The 22,461-nt window shown below is 52.6% G+C and carries 17 protein-coding genes; 12 read left to right on the forward strand and 5 right to left on the reverse strand.

The genetic code is table 11. The annotated features are described in order from the left end of the window. Positions 1-36 precede the first annotated feature (36 nt). From J2X14_RS10365 to J2X14_RS10405, 9 genes are all read left to right on the forward strand, one after another. Positions 37-1,341, forward strand: a complete 1,305-nt coding sequence (locus tag J2X14_RS10365) for a TolC family outer membrane protein (RefSeq protein WP_352411137.1) — start codon at positions 37-39, stop codon at positions 1,339-1,341. 21 nt (positions 1,342-1,362) lie between these two features. Beyond that, complete coding sequence (locus J2X14_RS10370) at positions 1,363-2,622, forward strand: HlyD family secretion protein (RefSeq protein ID WP_352411138.1); 1,260 nt, start codon at positions 1,363-1,365, stop codon at positions 2,620-2,622. 41 nt (positions 2,623-2,663) lie between these two features. Beyond that, complete coding sequence (locus J2X14_RS10375) at positions 2,664-4,814, forward strand: peptidase domain-containing ABC transporter (RefSeq protein WP_352411139.1); 2,151 nt, start codon at positions 2,664-2,666, stop codon at positions 4,812-4,814. A 210-nt stretch (positions 4,815-5,024) separates the two neighbouring features. Continuing rightward, entirely contained in the window at positions 5,025-5,339 is a 315-nt protein-coding gene (locus tag J2X14_RS10380; RefSeq protein WP_352411140.1) for a hypothetical protein, read from the forward strand. A gap of 364 nt (positions 5,340-5,703) precedes the next feature. Next, entirely contained in the window at positions 5,704-6,243 is a 540-nt protein-coding gene (locus J2X14_RS10385; protein WP_352411141.1) for a fimbrial protein, read from the forward strand. Between the two features lie 90 nt (positions 6,244-6,333). Next, entirely contained in the window at positions 6,334-7,056 is a 723-nt protein-coding gene (locus tag J2X14_RS10390; RefSeq protein WP_352411142.1) for a fimbria/pilus periplasmic chaperone, read from the forward strand. 88 nt (positions 7,057-7,144) lie between these two features. Further along, positions 7,145-9,661 carry a fimbria/pilus outer membrane usher protein gene (locus J2X14_RS10395; RefSeq protein ID WP_352411143.1) on the forward strand — a complete coding sequence of 839 codons (2,517 nt, stop codon included), beginning with the start codon at positions 7,145-7,147 and terminating at the stop codon, positions 9,659-9,661. A 39-nt stretch (positions 9,662-9,700) separates the two neighbouring features. After that, positions 9,701-10,735: a fimbrial protein gene (locus J2X14_RS10400; protein WP_352411144.1), complete on the forward strand. Its 1,035-nt coding sequence runs from the start codon at positions 9,701-9,703 to the stop codon at positions 10,733-10,735. Positions 10,736-10,854: 119 nt separating this feature from the next. Further along, a complete protein-coding gene (locus J2X14_RS10405) occupies positions 10,855-13,935 on the forward strand; it encodes an autotransporter family protein (RefSeq protein WP_352411145.1) in 3,081 nt (1,026 codons plus the stop codon). 88 nt (positions 13,936-14,023) lie between these two features. Here the strand turns inward: J2X14_RS10405 and mnmE are convergent, their stop codons facing one another. The 5 genes from mnmE to rpmH all read right to left on the reverse strand — a co-directional run bounded on the left by mnmE (position 14,024) and on the right by rpmH (position 18,062). Further along, entirely contained in the window at positions 14,024-15,388 is a 1,365-nt protein-coding gene (mnmE, locus tag J2X14_RS10410) for a tRNA uridine-5-carboxymethylaminomethyl(34) synthesis GTPase MnmE (protein WP_352411146.1), read from the reverse strand. 291 nt (positions 15,389-15,679) lie between these two features. After that, the gene (yidC, locus tag J2X14_RS10415) at positions 15,680-17,323 is read right to left on the reverse strand and encodes a membrane protein insertase YidC (RefSeq protein WP_352411147.1); all 1,644 of its coding nucleotides are present in this window, start codon (positions 17,321-17,323) and stop codon (positions 15,680-15,682) included. Positions 17,324-17,325: 2 nt separating this feature from the next. Continuing rightward, entirely contained in the window at positions 17,326-17,583 is a 258-nt protein-coding gene (gene yidD / locus J2X14_RS10420; protein WP_352411148.1) for a membrane protein insertion efficiency factor YidD, read from the reverse strand. Next, positions 17,547-17,906: a ribonuclease P protein component gene (gene rnpA / locus J2X14_RS10425; protein WP_038629327.1), complete on the reverse strand. Its 360-nt coding sequence runs from the start codon at positions 17,904-17,906 to the stop codon at positions 17,547-17,549. Before rnpA ends, yidD begins: the two co-directional genes overlap by 37 nt. A 15-nt stretch (positions 17,907-17,921) precedes the next feature. Then, positions 17,922-18,062: a 50S ribosomal protein L34 gene (gene rpmH / locus J2X14_RS10430; RefSeq protein WP_003849659.1), complete on the reverse strand. Its 141-nt coding sequence runs from the start codon at positions 18,060-18,062 to the stop codon at positions 17,922-17,924. 597 nt (positions 18,063-18,659) lie between these two features. On the opposite strand from rpmH, the gene dnaA reads away from it, so the two are divergent. The 3 genes from dnaA to recF all read left to right on the forward strand — a co-directional run bounded on the left by dnaA (position 18,660) and on the right by recF (position 22,459). After that, positions 18,660-20,060, forward strand: coding sequence for a chromosomal replication initiator protein DnaA (gene dnaA / locus J2X14_RS10435; protein WP_352411149.1), 1,401 nt, complete (start codon positions 18,660-18,662; stop codon positions 20,058-20,060). Between the two features lie 4 nt (positions 20,061-20,064). Next, complete coding sequence (gene dnaN / locus J2X14_RS10440; RefSeq protein WP_352411150.1) at positions 20,065-21,165, forward strand: DNA polymerase III subunit beta; 1,101 nt, start codon at positions 20,065-20,067, stop codon at positions 21,163-21,165. A gap of 208 nt (positions 21,166-21,373) precedes the next feature. Further along, entirely contained in the window at positions 21,374-22,459 is a 1,086-nt protein-coding gene (gene recF / locus J2X14_RS10445) for a DNA replication/repair protein RecF (RefSeq protein WP_352411151.1), read from the forward strand. Positions 22,460-22,461: the final 2 nt, after the last annotated feature.

Below are 22,461 nucleotides of genomic sequence, written 5' to 3' on the forward strand. Positions count from 1 at the left end.
AGGGTAAACGCTGTTATCACAGCGTTTTTTTCAGCCTTGATCATCATACCAGGCAGCGCACATAGCCTGACGCTACAGGAAGCGGTACTGGCAGGCAGCGTTTATGACAGTGAAATCAGCGCGGCGCGCAACGCGCAGCGGGCAGATAGCCAAAAAAGGCTCCAGGGTTTTGCCAGCCTGTTACCGGTTGTTAGTTTAAACGGCGCTTATAGTAAGCAGGATCAGCCCGGTGCGACCTATGCCGCAGGCGTCACGCGGCATAACTACAGCGTTAACCTGACGCAGCCGCTATTTGATATAGCAAAATATGCGGCATGGAAGCGCGGCGACGCCATCGCTGACAATGCTGACGTAGTACTGATGCAGGCGGAGCAAACGCTGATTACCCGCGTTGCGGAAGCCTATTTCCGGGTAATCTATCAACGGGATGTTTTAAAGAGCGCAATCACTGCCAAAGCCGCCTACGGTAAACAGCTGAGTCAAACGCAGGTTGCGTTACAGGTGGGTGAAGGCACGCGTCTTGAACGCGATGAAGCGCAGGCTAATTACGACCGGGCAATGGCGGATGCGATCGCCGCTAAAAACGATCTGGAGGAGGCTGGGATGGTTTTCTCGCGCCTTACCGGACACCCGCCAGAAGAAATAGAGCCGGTTACGTTATCCTGTGTGATGCGTTTTCCCGTTTCTGATGATTTCAAAGCCTTACAGCAGCGGGCAGCGCAAAATAATCTTCAGGTTCGCGCTGCGCTTTTCCAACTGGAGCAAACCCAGGCGGATTTGCTGGCCGCGCATGGCGCACATCTGCCGGTCATCACCTTACAGGCGGGTTATGGCACCAACTGGAGCAAGGCGGAGCAGTCGAATGTGCTTGATGTGGTGTTTGGCACCACCTCAAGAACGCGCTCCAGCAATATCGGTATTAATGTTTCCATCCCTTTATTTGCTGGCGGATCGCAAATTTCGCAGTCGATTGAAGCTGTTCGCCGCCGCGATCGAGGCAAGGATTTGCTGGAGGACACGCGGCGTAAGGCGCGTCAGGAAACGCAGTCCGCCTGGCTTAAATTAAAAAATGGACGCAGCCAATATCTGGCGGAAAAAAAGGCGCTGGCCTCTGCCAGAAATAAAGCGGATTCCACCGCCTATGGCAGAAGAGTAGGTTTAAGAACCATTATCGACGAATTAAACGCAGAGCAGGAATATTATAAATCTCTGCAGATGCTGGCGAAATTACAATATGACTATTTAAACGCCCGATTAAAACTTTCTATGGAATTGGGCGAGCTGGATTATTCTCAATTAGATCGCTACCACTGCGCTGCGGATAATAAAGTTCTCCGTTAACTAAACAAGGACGTTAATTGCATGAGTGAATCCTTATTTCGTCAGGAAGCACTGGAGGCGAATAAAACCACCGCGATCGGCACCGTGGCGCTTTATTGCCCGCCCTGGCGCTGGCTAATTGTCTCTTTGGTGGGTGTAATCACGCTGGTGATAGCGGCTTTCTTTATTTTTGGCAGTTATACCAAGCGTGAAACCGCCCTGGGGCAGTTGTTGCCAGCGAAAGGCATTATGAATATTGCGGCAATCGCTACCGGCACCGTAGTAGATATTAGCGTGGAAGAAGGCCAGCAGGTAAAAAAAGGCGAGACCATCGCCGCTATCTCTTCGGAGGTTTATACGGCGCTGGGACTGACGCGGGAAAGGGTCGCGCAGCAGTTGGATATCCAGCGGGCTCGCCTGAAAGCGGATGCGGAAAACCAGGAAAAGCTGTTTGCCGAAGAGATAAAAGGGCTTAAAGAGCGTGAAAGGCTGCTAAGCGCCCAGCTGGAACAGCTCAATGTTCAGCAGCGGCAGCGCTCCCGGCAGGTCAAACTGGCGCACCGGCAGCAGGAGAAAATCACCCTGATGCGCCAGCAGGGTTACGCCTCTAATAGCCAGGTTGAACAGCAGGAGGCAGTGGTTATTGATGCCGAAACGCGTTTACAGGACATTGCCCGGCAGCGGCTTGATATTCAGCAGCAGCTTGCCCAGACGCGCCAGCAGTTACGCGAGCTGCCGATGAATGCGCGCAATAAACAAAACGAAATAGAACGCCGCCTGTCCGAAATCGAGCAGTCTCTGGCAGAAAATGAATCGCGACGCTCGGTGGTGTTGCGGGCGCCAGCGGATGGCATGGTGGGATCGGTGATGGTCAAAACCGGGCAAATGGTCAGTGCCGGACAAACGCTGTTTTCCCTGTTGCCGGACGATGGCGAGCTTCAGGCGCGTATTATGGTCAGCAGCCGGGCAATCGGTTTTATTCAACCCGGTCAAAAAGTGGTGCTGCGCTATCAGGCGTTTCCTTTCCAGAAATTTGGTCAGCAATACGGCAACGTCATTGATGTCTCTCGCGTTGCGCTGTCGCCGCAGGAGGTCGCTACGTTGACCGGTAATAACAATGTGCAGGAACAGCACTATCGCGTAGTGGTGGCGCTGGATAAGCAAGATATCAATGTGTATGGGCATAAGGAAAAACTGCGTCCCGGCAGTGCGCTGGAGGCGGATTTCCTGATTGATAACCGACGCCTTTATGAATGGGTTCTGGAACCGCTTTACGCGCTTGGCCGTCGTTCAGGAAATTAATTCAATTCGCCATCGGCTTACTACAGGGAGTGGTATTGTTTATGAAGTTTTTAGCGGCACTTAATTTTGGCTGGCAGCGGAAATTACCGGTGATGCAGCAAACGCAGGCTACCGAGTGCGGCCTGACCTGCGTTGGCATGATTGCGAACTATTTTGGTCACGGCATAGATATGGTCACGCTACGCAAGCGGTTTCCCACTTCGCTAAAGGGCGCCACGCTGGCGGATGTCATGTTGATTGCGCATCAGCTGGGCATGGCGGGCCGGGCGCTACGCCTGGAGCTGGATGAGCTGGGTAAGCTGCGGCGCCCCTGCATATTACACTGGGAAATGAACCATTTTGTGGTATTGAAAAGCGTGGCGAAAGATAAGATCACCATTCACGACCCAGCCAGAGGCCGACGTGATGTGCCTATGGAAGAGGTTTCCCGTTGCTTTACCGGTATTGCGCTGGAACTCTTACCTGGCGCCACCTTTACCCGAGTACAGGAAAAACAATCTATCTCCATGCTGAAGCTGATCGGTAACGTCACCGGTATCCGCTCAGCTTTTTCGCAGATTTTAATCCTGTCGGTGGCGCTGGAACTGTTTGGCATTTTGATGCCTTTTTATATGCAGTGGGTGATGGATCAGGTTCTGGTCTCGGCGGATCATGATCTTCTTACCCTGTTGGGCAGCGGTTTTATTATCGTGACGCTGCTAAGCGTTGCTATTACGGCGTTACGCTCCTGGGTAACAACCTGGTTTTCAAGCTTGCTGAGCGTGCAGTGGACGGCCAACGTTTGCTCGCATCTGCTTGGTTTGCCGCTGACTTACTTTGAGTCGCGTCACGTGGGCGATGTGCTTTCACGCTTTGGCTCAATTGGCACCATACAAAGTACGCTCACCGGACGTTTTATTAGTTCGATTTTGGATGGCGTAATGGCCATTATCACGCTGGGTATGCTGTTTATTTACAACGTTAAGCTGGCCTGGCTGGTGCTCGCTTTGCTGACGGCTTATACCGCAATCCGCTGGATTTCATTTCGTCCTTTCCGCCAAGCCAATGAAGATCAGATCACCGCGTCGGCCCGCGCGCAGACCCAACTGCTGGAATCAATTCGCGGTGTGAAGGCGGTTAAGCTTAATAACAAACAGGAGATCCGCGTTGCGGCCTATGCGAACGCGCTGGTTGAGAGCACCAATAAAGGGATAGCGATTCAACGTCTGTCGATCGGTTTTAGTACCTTACAGGGTTTGATCTCCGGTATCGGGCGTATCGTTTTGGTATGGATGGCGGCTTTACAGGTGCTTGAAGGGAATTTTACCAGCGGGATGCTGGTTGCGTTTATCAGCTTTTCCGATCAGTTTATTGCGCGCGCGTCAGGTCTGGTGGATGCCGTGATTGATTTCTCTATGCTGCGTCTGCATGGCGAACGCCTGGCCGATATCGTGTTAACCGAGCCGGAGGCCGATATGGAAACGCTGTTGCCCGCCGTGACACGCGATGACCATGCGCCGCCTGCGTTAACCCTGCGCGATCTCGGTTTTCGCTATGCGGAAACCGAGCCGTACGTTATCCAGCACTGCAATATCGCGGTGGCCGCAGGCGAGTCGGTGGCGATTATTGGCCCTTCCGGACAGGGCAAAACTACCCTGGCCAAATTGATGATGGGCTTGCTGAAACCTGAATCAGGCTGCATAGAGATAAACGGCATCGACATTAAAAAGCTGGGCATGCGTAACTATCGCGATCGTCTTGGCTGCGTCATGCAGGACGATATTCTGTTTGCCGGTTCCATTGCCGATAACATCAGCTTTTTCGATGCCGCTCCCGCACAAGAGCAGATCGAAGCCGCCGCAAAACTCGCACAAATCCATGAGGAGATTGCCGCTATGCCGATGGGTTACCATAGCCTGGTGGGCGATATGGGCTCTTCTCTCTCCGGCGGCCAGATTCAACGGGTGCTGTTAGCGCGCGCGCTTTATCGTCAGCCTTCGCTGCTTATTCTCGATGAAGCTTCCAGTCACCTTGATATCGATCGTGAACGTAGCATTAATGAGGCAATAAAGAATATGCACGTTACACGAATTATTATCGCTCATCGGCCTGAAACCATCTGTAGTGCTGACAGAATTATTCTATTGAATCAGAAAAGCGCCGTAGAAATTGATAAGCACCAATATATGCAAGCCTGTAAAAAGAACAGCTAATTTAGCCAAAGAGAATAAATGCGTTTTCTGGGTTTGGAAAATATAAATTTACAACTGTTCAAAATGCCCGCCGCAGAATTTACGTATTATTGATAATGGACTGTTTACTATTGTTGCATTCCTTTGCTGTAAATAATATATCAAGCTTAGTTCTGGCTTAGCGTCAGGTTTGTTTAACTCTATTATTTTACCGGGAGAAAGGCGTTAATTATGAGAGTGCTACAAATAGATGAAATTAGTCAGGTGTCCGGCGGTAATTTTTTCGAAACCATAGGCGCGATGGTTATCGGCACCTTTACCGGCGCCTCATCCGGCATATTAAAAGCGGCTACGGTTGGAGGAAATAGCGGCGGGATACTGGGCGTCGGCATTATTGGCAATCTTGGCGGCGTGATAGTTGGCGGTGTGGCCGGTGGATTGCTTGGCGCGATGTATGGCATGGTCAATAACTGGGATAAAACATGCGAATGGTTTAACGCAACCGCTGAGCAATGGTTTGATTTGATCGCGCCGTTGCCTAAATAAAAATGGCATCTGAAATAGCGATGCTGTTTATTTTTAAGGGTTGTTGTAAATGAATTCGTTAACTCGCTTAAGGCGCCGGCGTGCTATATGCCGCAAGTGGGCGGTGGAAAATAGTTAATGAAATAGAATTTAATATACAACTGCGTTTTTTATTTAATATAAAGGCTGCTGTTTCCTTTCAGAGTATCGCTAACAAGCCAACTAACCAATTTCGTTGTGAAGATAATTTCACTATTGATGATTAAGTTATTAAACAAAATGCTATGGGCTGGTTTTTATTTATTTGGCTTAATTAATCGCGAAAAAATTTGCGGGTTTTATTGTTCGCAATCGATCTTTCACTGAAAATAAAATGGAGTTTAAGATGCAGAAAACATTATTAGGTACCGTGATTGCTTTAACAGTTTCTGCTATGGCACTACCGGCCAGCGCAGCGGACGGTACAATTACGATTAACGGGAAACTGACCCAGCAGACATGTATCGTAAAAATTGATGGTGGCAGCGCTGACGCCACCGTTAGTCTGCCTTCACTCTCTACCTCGGCGCTGGATACCGCGGGTAAGCTCGCGGGCAGAACGGCCTTTATCATGAACCTGACAGGCTGTACGCCAGCTAAGGGTAGCGTACGCGCCTATTTTGAACATGGCCCAACGGTTGATGCCGCAACCGGTCGCCTGAATAACACCATTAGCTCTGGTGCGAAAAATGTTCAGATTCAGTTAAGGGACGAGAAGGAAAATGATGTGTATGTGGGCAACACCAGCCAGCGCAAGAACCCAGCGACTGCGATCTCGGCAGCGGGTAATGCCAACCTGCTGTACAGCGCATACTATTATGCCACCGGTGCGGCAACCGCGGGTGACCTCGCTACCTCAGTGACCTATTCCCTTGATTACCAGTAATTAGCGCGTCTGTGTGTTGATAATAAATGCAGGAGCCAGGCTCTTGCATTTATTTATCCGATATATTTAAGCTCAGGAATAGCATCAGGAATGAATATAAAGCTTCTTTTACTGCTCTTTTCCGGTCTGTTATTAAATGCAACGTCAGTTTTGGCCGGTATTGTTATTAATAACACCCGCGTCATTTATCCTGAGGAAAAAAGTGAAGTTACGGTACGGCTGGAAAGTGAGAATGATCATTCCTCGCTGGTTCAGTCATGGATTGATAGCGGAAATAAAGATCAATCCATTAAAAAAATCAAGGTTCCTTTTCTTCTGCTGCCGCCGATTACCCGTATCGAACCACACCAGGGGCAAACCTTACGCATTCACTATTTGGGGGAGGGTTTTACTTTGCCCGCCGACAGAGAATCTGTTTTCTGGTTAAACGTTCTGGATATTCCGCCCCGTTCGTCAGGCAAGGCGGAAAACCTTTTGCAAATGGCGATCCGTACCCGTATTAAACTCTTTTTCCGTCCAAAGGCGCTTAAAGGCGGCTCGTCTTCCGATGCTGCGGAAAAGGTTATTTGGCGGCGGGTTAAAGATCATAACAAGGCTTTGCTTGAAGCCGAGAACCACTCGCCTTTCTATGTTTCAATTACGTCAGTAGAAGCCAGGTCAGGAAATAAAACCGTTAACACCGAAGGGAAAATGATCGCGCCTTTTTCTAAGGCGACTTATGCTTTTGATGATAATAATATTTCCGTGAGTAAATTTAAATATTTTTATATTAATGATTATGGAGCCAGCGTTCCGATAGAAAGAGAGATTTAATGCATTTAAATAACTCACTATAAAAAAGGGCATCCTTATGTCATCTTTTTCCTCCCTTTATGCTTGCTTTTATCATAAAAAAATCAGGGTGCCTTCATGGCCATTTACCGCTGCGCTGTTTTGGTGTTTACCCGTGCCGGTATGGGCAGCGGTTACGTTTGATCCTATATTTCTCGACCAGGCAGCGGGGGACACGATCGATATTTCCCGATTTAACGGTGAATTTAAGGTTCCGGCAGGCACCTATGCCAGCGATATTTATTTAAACGATCGGCTGCTGGGGCGTGAAAATGTCACCGTTCAGGAGAAACAGGGGAAATCGGTTATTTGTTTTAGTCCAGTGCTGGCTAACCTGGCGGGTTTCCGTATCAGTCGGCTTACCACCGCGCAGCAGGAAGCCCTGCTTCATGAGACAGGCTGCACGCAACTGGAATCGATCGAGCCCTCATCTAAAGCGCAGATGGTGCTTGCCGATATGCGCCTGAATCTACACATACCGCAGGCATGGCTTAACCAAACCGTACGTGGCTATGTGGATCCTGAACGATGGGACGCGGGAAGTAATGCGCTGTATGTCAGTTATGACAATAGTTACTTTAAACAACGCTCAGGCAGGGTAAGCTCCGAATCTTTTTACAGCAAGCTGGGTGGAAACATTAATTTTCACGGCTGGATGTTTCGTCATTCTGGCGCGTGGCGGTGGGACCAACGTAACGGCAGCCGCTATACCGTTTTGAGTAATAACCTGCAACGCGATATCACGCCATTACGCGCCAGGGTGTTAATTGGCGATGCCAACAGCTCAGGCTCAATGTTTAACTCCTTTATGTTCCGAGGCGTGCGGCTGGCCTCGTCCGAACAGATGTTACCTGACTCGCAGCGCGGCTATGCTCCCGTGGTGCGCGGTATTGCGCAAAGCAATGCGCGCGTGCAGATCCGACAAAATACCGCTTTGATTTATGAAACCACGGTGCCGCCGGGTGAGTTTGTTATCAATGATATTTATCCCTCCGGCTATGGCGGCGACCTTCATGTGGCGGTAACAGAATCTGATGGGCGGGAAACAACGTTTATCGTGCCTTATGCGGCGGTTTCGGAAATGATTCGCCCAGGCAGCTACCGCTATAGCCTGCTGTTGGGAACGCTACGTAATCAAGGCGTCAGCTACACCCCGAAAGTATTTCAGACGACGGTGCAATACGGCATCAATAACGGATTAACGGGTTATAGCGGCCTGCTGGGTTCCGGTGATTACCTTGCCGGGCTGGTCGGCGGCGCGATCGGCACCTCGGCAGGGGCATTTGCTCTGGATATCACCGGTGCCAGCTTTGATGACGGCATCAGCGCGCAAAGCGGGGTAAGCGTGCGCGGCAGCTATAGCAAATTTATTTCCACCACCAACAGCACCATTTCCGTTGCCGCCTACCGGTTTTCCTCTTCAGGTTATCTCGATTTAACCAGCGCCACGCAATTAGTGAATCATCACCAAAAAAACGATCGGGCGCAGAAATTTCAGTTAAACCGGCCACATAACCGGTTGTCCGTTACGCTAAGCCAGCAGCTGGGCGAGCGCGGCGGCAGTATTTATACCAGCGGTTATGTTGAAAATTACTGGGACAGGCAGGGAAGCGATGTGCAGTATCAGTTGGGTTATACCAATCGTTTTAAGTCGTTTAATTACGGCATCAGCATTCATCGCGCTAAAACGGCTTTCTATAGCGAAACGCAATATCTTCTCTCTTTCTCGCTGCCGTTAGGCAAGGGCTCACATGCGCCGTACATGAACAGCTATCTCACGCGCAGCGATGAAGGCGTGGCTACCCAACTGGCGTTAAGCGGCGTGCTGGGAGAAAAAGATCAGATGGATTACAACGTCGGCGTTGCGCGTGAAAATAACGGCGACAGTTCGGGAAATATAGCGGGCTCTTATCGTTTCAGGAATACGCAGCTGAAAGCCAGCTATGCGCAGGGTAAGAATTATCACGCTTATACCGCCGGATTGAACGGCAGCCTGCTGATATTACCGGATGCGCTGGTCGCCAGCCCCTATACCGGCGATACGCAGGCGGTGATTAAAGCTGAAGGCGCAGCCGGTGCGTCGATTGACGGGTATCCAGGGGTGATTTTCAACGATGCGGGCTATGCCCTGGTTCCCTGGCTCACGCCTTATCGCATCAATAAAATTGCCATTAATCCCACCGGCATGCCGCTGGATGTTGAACTGGAAACCACCGTTAAGCAGGTCGTGCCACGTGCCGGGGCGATAGTCAAAGTTGATTATCCAACTAAACAGGGCCGCGCGATATTAATTCGGGCACAGCTACCGGATGGCGAAGCCTTGCCTTTCGGTGCCAGTGTGAAAACCGAAGATGGACGTGATGTGGGCGTCGTGGCCCAGGGCGGTCAAATGTATATCCGCCTTGAGCAGAGCATCAATCGGTTACAGGTTAGCTGGGGTCCGCACAGTCGCTATACCTGCCTGTTTGATATTAACCTGCCGGAAAAGAGTAATAAAAGGCAACGCCAATTTCAGCGTTTCAATACCACATGTCGTTACCCTACACCGGCCGCCAGACAAGAAATGCTAGCAAAAGCGGTACGATAACATCAGCGCTGGTTTTTGGAGAAAATAATGAATGACCGGATGAAAATATATTTTTGCCGCTACGGCAAAACGCTTTTTCTGCTGTTTTGCTGTTTTGTCGGCAAGATAAGTTATGCCGCAACCATCCGCTGCGGCCCTGATTCAAGTATCTCTAATAGCATTACCGCGTTTGATTTTAATAAGCTGCCAAATCAAATCCCTAATAACCTGCCTGTAGGAACGACGATTTATGACGTTACCATGAATCTTGATCTCTGGTGCGCCAAGGAGCTGAATAGCAGTACCATTAATTCCGGCAAAGAAAAGATCTATATCAATCGCAACACGGTGGAGAATTCGTTAGGGAATAAAAGCGGATTATCCTTTTTTGTCACCATCAATGGCGACAGAGATACAGTGAGTAAAAGCTACGACAGCGGCTACACCACGGATGCGATTTTTGTACAGGGCTTGTCGACCTCTTACTACACAAAAGTCAGCGTTTCCGTACGCATCGAGTTGGTGAAAACCGGAAAAACGGAGGCGATCACGCCGTTTCGCAACGATGTCTGGCTATTTTCCATCGGTGACGCGGGCTTAGGCTATATGCGCTATCGCGCTACTAACGTCAGAAAACTCTCTTTCTCTGAATATACCTGCAACGCCACCACGCCCAATATCTATCAAACGCTGCCGGGCCTGAAGGTTTCGGCGTTACCACAACATGGGCGGGCGGATAAATACACTACCGATTTCTCAATTTCGTTGCAATGTAACGGTAATGTATGGAGTACGCTCTCTATTAATATGGCGCTTAGCGGTACGCCAGTCGCCGGTTTAGAAAGTCGTGGTGTTTATCCCTTTTTTGATCGCCTCGGTAATATCGCTGAAGGTATCGGCTTCCAGATATTGCATCAGAATAGCGCGGGCGTATTTGTTGAAACGGAAAATAATGCGTGGTTTAAAATAGGTGATTTCTCATCGGCAAATCCAATGTTAACGGTTCCTTTACGCGCGGCCTATTACCGCACGCAGGAAAAAGTGACGCCGGGGGAATTAACAGGTAGCGTAACTTATACCATTGATTATATGTAAAGGCGTGAAAATAGATATTTGACATTTATTATATTCAGGCGTCAGATAGCGAATGTGTAAATAGCCGATGAGTTTGTTGGCTTTTTATTAATGGAAAATATAAAGGCAAAGGAATGATTATGAGCAGAAAACTTCCACGTTACTTTTCTTGTTCTCATACTGGCGTGAGCAACGCGTGCCTGCTTCTCACGCTGCTGCCTTTGTCGGCCAGCAGCGCTTCGCCCTGGCATGAAAGCAGCGGACAGCGCACGGAGGTTACTGCCGGTTACGCCAGCAGTGAGAATGGGGATATTCCGCTGTATGTCTCAGGTGCAGGAAGCGAACTGGTGGTTCAGCCCGCGCTGAATTTTTATAGCGAAAAAGATTCAGCAGCCTGGGTCGAAAACCGCGGGACGCTAACCATTAACGGGGCAAGCCTGGAAAATAATGCGGAATCCTATCCGGTGATTACTGTTTCATCGGGCTATTTAAACCTTAATAACAGCAGCATTCGTACCTGGCAAAGCAGTGCTCGCGGGGTCGAGGCCAGCGGCAATTCGGTGGTGAAAATCAACAACACTGATATGACCCTGTCAGGCACACAAGGCTATGGCGTTGAGCTAAAAGATAATTCGTCTCTGGTTGCCGATGGCTTAAAGGTTGATGTAAGGGGAACGTCAGTTTCAGCGGGCGTGACGCTCAACGGTGCCGGTACCACGGCCAGGATCACTAATAGCCAGTTTTATCTCAACGGCGCTTCGGTGAGCTACGGCATTCAACAAAACCTTGGCAATTTGATCGCTGACGGCATCACCGTTATTTCCAAAGGCCTGAGCGGCGGTATACGTATTGGCGACTGGGGCCGGATGACCCGAACGATCTTATCCAACAGCACGGTTCAGGTTGAAAACGAATATGCTCTGTTGATTCGCAATTCGCGTTCGGATCTGACCCACGTGGATGTTACCGCTACCGGCGATTATGTCAGGGCGTTAGATATTAATCAGAACGCCAGCGTGGCGGTGGAGGGCGGCAGTTATACTACCTACGGTAAAGATGCCGACGCGGTCTGGCTGCCGAATCACGATACTCACTTAACCATTAACAACGCGGCGCTGGCGACGTTTGGCGAGCGATCCCATGCGTTAAATGTGCTGGATGGCACGGCGCAGGCGGAAAAGGTAACGTTAACCACCACCGGTTCAGCGAGCCACGGCATCTATACGCAAAATCAGGCCACCGGTAAGCATCTTACCGTGCAAACTCAAGGCGACAATAGCTGGGGGGCAATCAGCGCTGGCTACGGGCAGCTTAAGCTGGATAACAGTACGATCGCCACCCAAGGCGCAGCGGCTGCTGGAATCGGGGCGTTTCATCAGGCAACCGTAGAGGCCAACGGGGTAAACGTAACCACACACGGCAAGGATGCCAGCGCCTTGTTTATGCGCGCCGGTAACGTGACGCTGGATAACAGCGCGTTAGCCAGCGCAGGAGATGCCCCCGCGCTGGCAGTCCGAAGCGGAGCGGCCACCAGCCAGGTTCGCCTGAATAACGTCAAGCTCACCAGCGCAACGCGCGAAGCGATCAACGTCACGGCGGCCAGCCTTAACATGCAGGTCAGCAACGGCGCTTATTTGCAGGGTGGCAACCAGAAGCTGTTGAATGTGATAACGGTTAACGATAGCGGCGCTGTTTATGGTTCTCACGTTGAGCTGAAAGCCAGCGACAGCACCTCGTTAAACGGAGATGTGCACGTTGATGCAGGCAGCAGCGCCTCACTGGTGTTGCAGAACCATTCACAGCTTCACGGCGCGGTTAACCGAGCCGATATCGCCCTCTATTCTCATAGCCTGTGGCAGATGCCGCGCGGCTCGCAGGTAAATAACCTTATCAACCAGGGCACGGTGGCCTTTAAGCAAGGCAGCGTTGGCGATGATTTGGTCGTCGCCGGTGATTACGCCGGTGATGACGGCACGCTGATGTTTAATACGCGCCTGGGCGATGATAGTTCAGTGACTAATCGCCTGATCGTTAATGGCAACAGCGCAGGTTCTACCTGGGTGAACGTGCTTAACGCCGGTGGCAGCGGTGCTAAAACGCTTAACGGCATTAAGCTGATCGAGGTTAACGGGAAGTCTGAAGGTGAGTTTATCCAGCAGGGAAGGATAGTTGCGGGCGCTTATGAGTATCACTTAAGCCGGGGCGCAGGCACCAACGCGGGTAACTGGTATTTGATGAACCATACTGCTGACAACACGCCGGTATTTCGTCCCGAAGTGGGTGGCTATATCGCTAACAGCGCGGCGGCGGCCACGCTATTTAACCTCAGCCTGCACGATCGTCTGGGCAACCGCAGCCTGAGCGATAGCGAGCGTCCGCAGGGAAACAGCGTGTGGTTGCGTCAAACGGCGGGGCATCATCGTTCCCGCATGGCGGATACGCTGGAAGCGCAGGGCAATCGCTATAGCGTACAGTTAGGCGGCGATCTCTGGCAGCTGACGCCAGGCAAGGGACGTTTGCATATCGGCCCGATGCTGGGCTATGGTCGACAGGCGACTAATCTCGGTTCAACGCTCAGCCGCTATACCGCCAGCAGTACGATTTCCGGTTACAGTTTGGGGGCGTATGCCAGCTGGTTTGCGCAGCAAAACAGCGATAACGGACTGTGGCTGGATAGTTGGCTGCAATATAACTGGTTTAGCGGCAGCGTAGCGGGGGAAGGGCTGCGCAGCGAAAGTTATCATATGCAGGGGATCAGCGCTTCGCTGGAGGGCGGTTATGCATGGCAGGTGCTGGCGCGGCAGGGCAAGAATCAGCGTCGCTACGGTTTTTACCTGCAGCCGCATGCGCAAGTTATTTTTAACGGCCTGAAAACCGTGCGCTTAACCGAGCAGAACGGCACGCAGATCGAAAATAAAAATAATAACTTAATCAGCCGCGTCGGGATTCGTGGCTGGGTTACGGAATCGAAGCAGCCCGGCGAAAGCGATCTGAGGCCCTATGTTGAACTCAACTGGTTGCATAACAGCGATCCTTATCGGGTGAGCCTGAATCAGCTTAAAGTGCAGCAAAACAGCGGCCGTAATTTAGCGGAAATCAAAACCGGTGTTGAAGGGAAAGTGAGTGATAACTTACAGCTCAACGGTAGCATAGCCTTGCAGCAGGGACGCGACCACTATCAGGACGCCAGCCTGATGCTGGGCGCGAAATACCGCTTCTGAGCGCGTTGTCAGATAAAAAGAGGCCGGGCAGGTGGCTGCTGCGGCCTCTTTTTTGCGCTCAGCTTTTTAACGATGGTCAGCGAGGCGCTTATTTACCGATACAGAAGCTGGAGAAGATGCGGCCCAGCAGATCGTCAGAGGTAAACTCGCCGGTGATTTCACTCAGCGCCTGCTGCGCCAGCCGCAGTTCTTCAGCCAGCAGTTCACCGGCCCAGGCGCCTAACAGCTGCGCTTTGCCCTGCTGTAAGTGAGTATCCGCTAACTCCAGAGCCTGCAAATGGCGGCGACGCGCAAGGAAACCGCCTTCCATGTTGTCGTTAAAGCCCATGCTCTGTTTGAGATGATCGCGCAGCACTTCAATACCTTCACCGGTACGAGCGGAAAGACGAATAAGTGAGTGACCATTTACTTCTGTCAAACCAAGGTTCTCACCGGTAACGTCAGCCTTATTGCGCACAACGGTAATCGGCAGGGATTCCGGCAGGCGGGCAATAAAGTCTGGCCAGATGGCGGCAGGTTCGGTGGCGTCGGTGGTGGTGCCATCCACCATAAACAGAACGCGATCCGCCTGCTCAATCTCCTGCCAGGCGCGTTCAATGCCGATACGTTCAACTTCATCGCTGGCATCGCGTAAACCGGCGGTATCGATGATGTGCAGCGGCATGCCATCAATGTGGATATGTTCACGCAGGACGTCACGCGTGGTACCGGCGATATCGGTGACGATAGCGGCCTCGCGTCCGGCCAATGCGTTCAGCAGGCTCGATTTACCGGCGTTCGGCCGCCCGGCAATCACCACTTTCATTCCTTCACGTAGCAGGCTCCCCTGACGCGCTTCTGCGCGTACTGCGTTCAAATCCTGCATAACCACGTTCAGCTGCGCCTCGATTTTACCGTCGGAAAGAAAGTCGATTTCTTCATCGGGGAAGTCGATAGCCGCTTCTACGTAGATCCGCAGGTGAGTAAGTGCTTCCACTAAATGATTAACGCGGGTAGAGAAAGCGCCCTGTAACGAGTTCACTGCCGAGCGCGCCGCCTGCTCTGAGCTGGCGTCAATCAGGTCGGCGATCGCTTCGGCCTGCGCCAGATCCAGCTTATCGTTCAGAAACGCGCGTTCAGAGAACTCACCGGGGTTGGCGATGCGTAAGCCGGGCAATGCGGCAATACGTTTTAGCAGCAGATCGAGGATCACCGGGCCGCCGTGCCCCTGTAGCTCCAGCACGTCTTCGCCGGTAAAGGAGTTCGGACCGGGAAACCAGAGCGCGATGCCCTGATCGAGTGTGCTGCCATCTGCGGCCTTAAACGGCAGATAGTCAGCGTAACGCGGCTTCGGCAGTTTACCCAACAGCTGCTGGGCCACCTCTGCGGCTTTGCTGCCGGAAATACGCAGAATACCCACGCCGCCACGTCCTGGCGGTGTGGCCTGGGCGACAATCGTATCGCTGTGGCTCATGGAAACTCTCTCAATACGGTAATAAAAAAGGAGGTCAGGTCGCTGCCTCAGATAAAAAGGTGCCTGCGCGGGGAGTGCAGGCAGATCGTAAAGACGCAAAAAACGTCATCCCTGACAGCTCGGCCTGCGCCATCCCTGGCGCAGGACGCTTTACTCTTCTGCCTGCACTCCCCGCGCCTTGAGTTTGTTCGCTCGTTGCACCAATTATGATGACCGGACGGCAACAAATAAACAGGGGCGGTAAAATCCGCCCCTGTTAGGTTATGCCTGAAACTGAATAAACTCAGGCCGTTACGCTTTCTTCTTGTCGCGGCTATGCAGGCCACGTTTTTCCAGACCGCGGTAAATCACCTGCTGCTGGATAATGGTGACCAGGTTGCTGACGATGTAGTACAGCACCAGACCTGACGGGAACCACAGGAAGAACACCGTAAAAATAACCGGCATAAAAGTCATGATCTTCTGCTGCATCGGATCGGTCACGGTGGTCGGCGACATCTTCTGAATAAAGAACATCGTCACGCCCATCAGAATCGGCAGAATGTAGTACGGATCCTGCGCAGAAAGGTCGTGAATCCACAGTGCGAACGGCGCATGGCGCAGCTCTACTGAACCCATCAGCATGTAGTAAAGCGCAAGGAAGATCGGCATCTGAATAACCAGAGGCAGACAGCCGCCCAGCGGGTTAACCTTCTCTGACTTATACAGCGCCATCATTTCCTGGCTCATGCGCTGCTTATCATCACCTAAACGCTCACGCATCGCCTGAATCTTCGGCTGCAGCATGCGCATCTTCGCCATCGAGGTGTACTGCGCTTTGGTCAGCGGGTACATGATGCCGCGTACGATAAAGGTGATAACGATAATTGAGAAGCCCCAGTTACCGATAAAGCTATGCAGGAATTTCAGCAGCTTAAACAGCGGCTGAGAGATAAACCACAGCCAACCGTAATCCACTGTCAGGTCAAGATGCGGCGCGATTGCCGCCATTTTGTCCTGAATTTCCGGACCAACCCACAGCGTCGCGGCCAGCGTCTGCTGCGCGCCCGGTGCCACGGCGACCGGCGCAGACTTATAGCCCACTGCCGCCAGGCCATTGCCCAGGTTGCTGGTATACAGCGTATTGCTGCCCGCGGTACCCGGCACCCATGCGGTGGCGAAATATTGCTGCAGCATCGCTACCCAGCCATTGGTGGTCGTGGTGCTCAGGTTTTCGTTATCAGCGATGGTGTCAAACTTATACTTCTCATATTTGCTTTCGCTGGTGGAGTACGCCGCACCACGGAAAGTATGTAAAGCAAAGTTATTGCTGCCGGTATCGCGATGCTTCGGCAGATCGATCGTCTGCTTCAGCTGACCAAACATCGCCACTTCCAGCGGCTGCTGGGTGGTGTTGTTGACCTGATACTCAACGTTAACGGCATATTCGCCGCGCTTCAGCACAAACGTCTTGGTATAGATCGCGCCGTTTTCTGCGGTGAAGGTCATCGGAATACGCAGTTCGCTCTGACCATCAGCCAGCTGGAAGCTATCCTGAGTGGTGTTATACAGCGGACGCGCGCCGTTATTCGGGTTATCCGGCCCGTTTCTGCCGGTCAGGCCGCTCTGTGCCTGATACAGGAAGCCTGGGGAGGTTTCCAGCAGCTGGAAAGGCTGAGAAGAACCCAGTTTATCCGGGTAAGTCAGCAGCTGCGCCTGCTCCACATCGCCACCACGGGTGTTGATATGTAAAGACAGGACATCAGTCTTAACGGTGATCGTTTTGCCCTGACCGCTGGCAGGCACACCCTGATTAGCGGCATCACCGCTTGCTGTCGTGTTTTGCGTGGTCTGAGTTTGCTGCGGCTGCGGAGCGTGGTCCGTTTGCCAGGCTTGCCAGATCATGAAAGACACGAACAGAAAAGCGATGAGAAAAAGATTGCGTTGCGAATCCATCGTTAATGTTCTCTGTTATCGTCGGTTTTTGGCGGCACCGGATCATCGCCACCCGGGTTTAAGGGGTGGCATTTTAATACGCGTTTGAGCGTCAACCAACTGCCTTTTATCATTCCGAACCTGCGCAATGATACAACTCCATATTGCGAGCAGGTCGGGTTAAAACGGCAGTGAGGACCCAGGAGAGGGCTAATGACGCGTTGGTAAACGCGGATCAGCGCAATCAGGAGCCGCGCGCCAGGCGACAGTGACGACGCCATAATTTCTCCAACGCTTCCATTAGCGCACGGTTATCGAGGTCAGCGACCCCTTTCTTGGCCACGACCACAAAATCCATTGCAGGGAGTTCGTGTTGGCGCAGGCGAAAGCTTTCGCGGGTCAATCGCTTGATCCGGTTACGCTCATGCGCACGCTTAACATTTTTTTTCGCGACGGTAAGACCGATACGGGGATGCCCCAGCGAATTAAGGCGGCCGAGTATGGTGATTTGCGGCGTGCCAGCCCGTTGTGGCTGCTGGAAGACGAAAGTGAAATGAGTGGGAGTTAGCAAACGTAACTCCCTGGGAAATGCGAGCTTAACCACTATGGGTTAGCTTTATTACTTAGAAACGGTCAGACGAGAACGGCCTTTAGCACGACGACGTGCCAGAACCTGACGACCATTTTTGGTTGCCATACGAGCACGGAAGCCGTGAGAACGGTTGCGCTTCAGTACGGACGGTTGAAAAGTGCGTTTCATGGCGATTTCTACCTAAACTTGAAAAATTTCACGTGGTGACGCGTACCCGGTTCAGTAAAACTGGCCGACGCCTCAGTGTATCTTTAATAAAGAGGCGGGATTGTAATAATTGTACAGTCCGGAGTCAATTTACTTCGCTTGTTGGCGCGCCTGGCTGCCCGAATCGACCTGCAAATCCTGTCGAAATCGACAAGGCGCATCACGCCGGGACGAGAATTATACGGGGTCCATAATAAAGCGCAAGGATCGCGCGGGATCTTCTGCCGATCGTTTGCAGCAACGTTGCGTTAATAACGTGACGGCTGCCGAAAATTTGCATCATCAGACGCGATCCCGCCAGGCCTTTCATCCAGCCTGGAGTAAACTTAGCCTCGTTTAATGCCTGTGGATAAAATGGATCAAAACTGTGTAGAAAGTGAAGATCTCTGTCTCGCTTTGCGCTATGATCCGCCCTTCCGCTAACGATCCTCTCTGCGATCGGGATCGGAGCAACCGCGGACAGCGGTTCGTATGTCTGTCACTGGCATACGTCAACAATGATGATTGATCTGTTTCAGCGCCTATTTTCTTATCGATTTTGTTCGAGTGGAGTCCGCCGTGTCACTTTCGCTTTGGCAACAGTGTCTTGCCCGTTTGCAGGATGAGCTACCTGCCACTGAATTCAGCATGTGGATCCGTCCGCTACAGGCTGAACTGAACGACAATACGCTGGCCTTATATGCCCCGAATCGGTTCGTACTCGACTGGGTAAGAGATAAATATCTCCATAATATCAACGCTCTGCTTAATGACTTTTGCGGCAACCAGGCGCCGCAGCTGCGTTTTGAGGTGGGCAGCAAGCCGGTAGTGCAGACGATGCCGCAGGCTTCGATGTCCAGCGCCAGCGTGGCCGCGCCGGTGATGGCGAGCATACCGCCCGTGACGCCAGCGGTGCGTCCCAGCTGGGACAGCGTTCCCGCTCCGGCTGAGCGCTCCTGGCGCTCGAACGTTAACGCCAAACATAACTTTGATAATTTCGTCGAAGGTAAATCGAACCAGCTGGCGCGCGCGGCGGCGCGTCAGGTTGCCGATAACCCCGGCGGCGCTTATAACCCGTTGTTTCTGTATGGCGGCACTGGCCTGGGTAAAACGCACCTGTTACATGCGGTCGGCAACGGCATCATCGCCCGTAAACCCAATGCAAAAGTGGTTTACATGCATTCCGAGCGCTTTGTACAGGATATGGTTAAAGCGTTGCAGAACAACGCCATCGAAGAGTTCAAACGCTATTACCGTTCGGTAGATGCGCTGCTGATCGATGATATTCAGTTCTTTGCGAATAAAGAGCGCTCGCAGGAAGAGTTTTTTCACACCTTCAATGCGCTGTTGGAAGGCAATCAGCAAATTATTTTAACCTCAGACCGCTATCCTAAAGAGATCAACGGCGTGGAAGATCGCCTGAAATCGCGCTTTGGCTGGGGCCTGACGGTCGCCATTGAGCCGCCGGAGTTAGAAACGCGCGTCGCGATTCTGATGAAAAAGGCGGATGAAAACGATATACGTCTGCCGGGTGAAGTCGCCTTCTTTATTGCCAAGCGCCTGCGCTCTAACGTGCGTGAGCTGGAAGGGGCGCTGAACCGCGTGATCGCTAACGCCAACTTTACCGGCCGCGCCATTACCATCGATTTTGTGCGCGAAGCGCTGCGCGATCTGCTGGCGTTGCAGGAAAAGCTGGTCACCATCGATAATATTCAGAAAACGGTAGCGGAATATTACAAAATCAAGGTGGCCGATCTGCTCTCTAAACGTCGTTCGCGCTCGGTAGCGCGCCCGCGTCAGATGGCGATGGCGATGGCGAAAGAGCTGACAAACCACAGCCTGCCGGAAATTGGTGATGCTTTCGGGGGTCGCGACCATACAACCGTGCTGCATGCCTGCCGTAAAATCGAGCAGCTACGTGAAGAAAGTCACGACATTAAAGAAGATTTCTCAAATTTAATCAGAACATTATCTTCCTGACGCTATGAAATTTATTGTAGAACGCGAGCAATTACTTAAACCGCTACAGCAGGTGAGCGGTCCGTTAGGCGGCCGTCCGACGCTGCCCATCCTTGGCAACCTGCTGCTGCAGGTGAATGAGGGCAGCCTGGCGCTGACCGGAACGGATTTAGAAATGGAAATGGTGGCGCGCGTAGCCTTAACGCAGCCGCACGAGCCGGGCGCGACCACCGTACCGGCGCGTAAGTTTTTGGATATTTGCCGTGGCCTGCCGGAAGGCGCGGAAATCAGCGTGGTGCTGGAAGGCGACAGGATGCTGGTGCGCTCAGGACGCAGCCGTTTCTCGCTCTCTACCCTGCCCGCCAGCGACTTCCCGAACCTTGATGACTGGCAAAGTGACGTTGAATTCACCTTGCCGCAGGCGACGCTGAAACGTCTGATCGAAGCAACGCAGTTCTCCATGGCGCATCAGGATGTCCGTTACTACCTTAACGGCATGCTGTTTGAAACCGAAGGGGAAGAGTTGCGTACCGTGGCTACCGACGGTCACCGCCTGGCGGTCTGTTCAATGCCGGTTGGTCAGTCGTTGCCGAACCATTCGGTGATCGTGCCGCGTAAAGGGGTGTCTGAGCTGTTACGCCTGCTGGACGGTGGCGATACGCCGCTGCAGGTGCGGATCGGCAGCAGCAATATTCGTGCGCACGTCGGCGACTATATCTTTACCTCCAAGCTGGTGGATGGTCGTTTCCCGGACTATCGCCGCGTGCTGCCGAAGAACCCGGACAAAACGCTGGAAGCGGGCTGCGATCTGCTGAAGCAGGCGTTTGCCCGCGCCGCGATCTTATCCAATGAAAAATTCCGCGGTGTACGCCTTTATATCAGCCAAAACCAGCTGAAAATCACGGCCAACAACCCGGAACAGGAAGAAGCGGAAGAGATCCTGGACGTCACCTACGGCGGCAGCGATTTGGAAATCGGCTTTAACGTCAGCTATGTACTGGACGTGCTGAACGCGTTGAAATGCGAAAACGTGCGTCTGCTGCTGACGGATTCCGTCTCCAGCGTACAGATTGAGGATGAGGCCAGCCAAAGCGCCGCTTACGTGGTGATGCCGATGCGCCTCTAGCAAGTTGATGCGCTGGCGCAGTGGCTCCAGCGCATCAGGTTGGTTCAGGCACAGCAAAAGCAGGCTGGGCTCATCGGCTCTGGCGCTGTTTTTGCCGCTGCCAATGCGGGTTCCGCCCTTGTAAAATGCCGGTTCACCCCCATATTCTGATGACAAGTCAGCCTTGAAATAAGGCGCCTGCTGTCACTCCATCTCTTTGGATTATTTCATGGCTTTAACCCGCCTGCTGATTAAAGACTTCCGTAATATCGAACAAGCTGACCTGGCGCTGGCGCCGGGCTTCAATTTTCTGATTGGCGCGAACGGCAGCGGTAAAACCAGCGTGCTGGAAGCCATCTACACGCTGGGCCACGGACGCGCCTTTCGTAGCTTGCAGGCGGGCCGCGTGATTCGTCATGAGCAGGAGGCATTTGTTCTGCATGGCCGGATTGACGGCAGCGAGCGGGAAACGGCGGTGGGCCTGACAAAAAATCGCGTGGGCGACAGCAAAGTGCGCATTGACGGCAGCGATGGTCATAAGGTCGCGGAGCTGGCGCAGCTACTGCCGATGCAGCTGATTACGCCGGAAGGCTTTACGCTGCTGAACGGCGGGCCGAAATACCGCCGCGCCTATGTTGACTGGGGCTGCTTTCACAACACGCCCGGCTTTTTCCTGGCGTGGAGTAACCTGAAGCGTCTGTTAAAGCAGCGCAACGCCGCGCTGCGTCAGGTATCGCGTTACCAGCAAATCGAACCCTGGGATCGTGAGCTGGCACCGCTGGCGGAGCAGATTAGCCGCTGGCGTGCGGAGTACAGCACGGCCATCGCGGCGGATATTACCGCCACCTGTAGCCAGTTTTTACCGGAGTTCGCGCTGGATTTCTCTTTTCAGCGCGGCTGGGATAAAGAGAGTGACTACGCCGAACTGCTGAAGCGGCAGTTTGAGCGCGACCGGGCGCTGACCTATACCGCCAGCGGCCCCCACAAAGCCGATTTTCGGATTCGCGCCGAAGGGACGCCGGTCGAAGATTTACTGTCTCGCGGACAGCTGAAACTACTGATGTGCGCGCTGCGTCTGGCCCAGGGTGAGTTTCTTACCCGGCAAAACGGACGCCGCTGCCTTTACCTGATCGATGATTTTGCCTCCGAGCTGGATGAGAGCCGTCGCCGCCTGCTGGCGGACCGGCTTAAAGCCACGCATGCCCAGGTTTTTGTCAGCGCCATTGGTGCCGATCATGTCACCGATATGACTGACGAAAAGGGCAAGATGTTCCGCGTAGAACAGGGTAAAATAGCGGTTCAACCTGAAGATTAAAT

Origin of the sequence: Mixta sp. BE291 (assembly GCF_031457955.1) — a bacterium.
In the GTDB taxonomy this organism is placed as follows: Bacteria; Pseudomonadota; Gammaproteobacteria; order Enterobacterales; family Enterobacteriaceae; genus Mixta.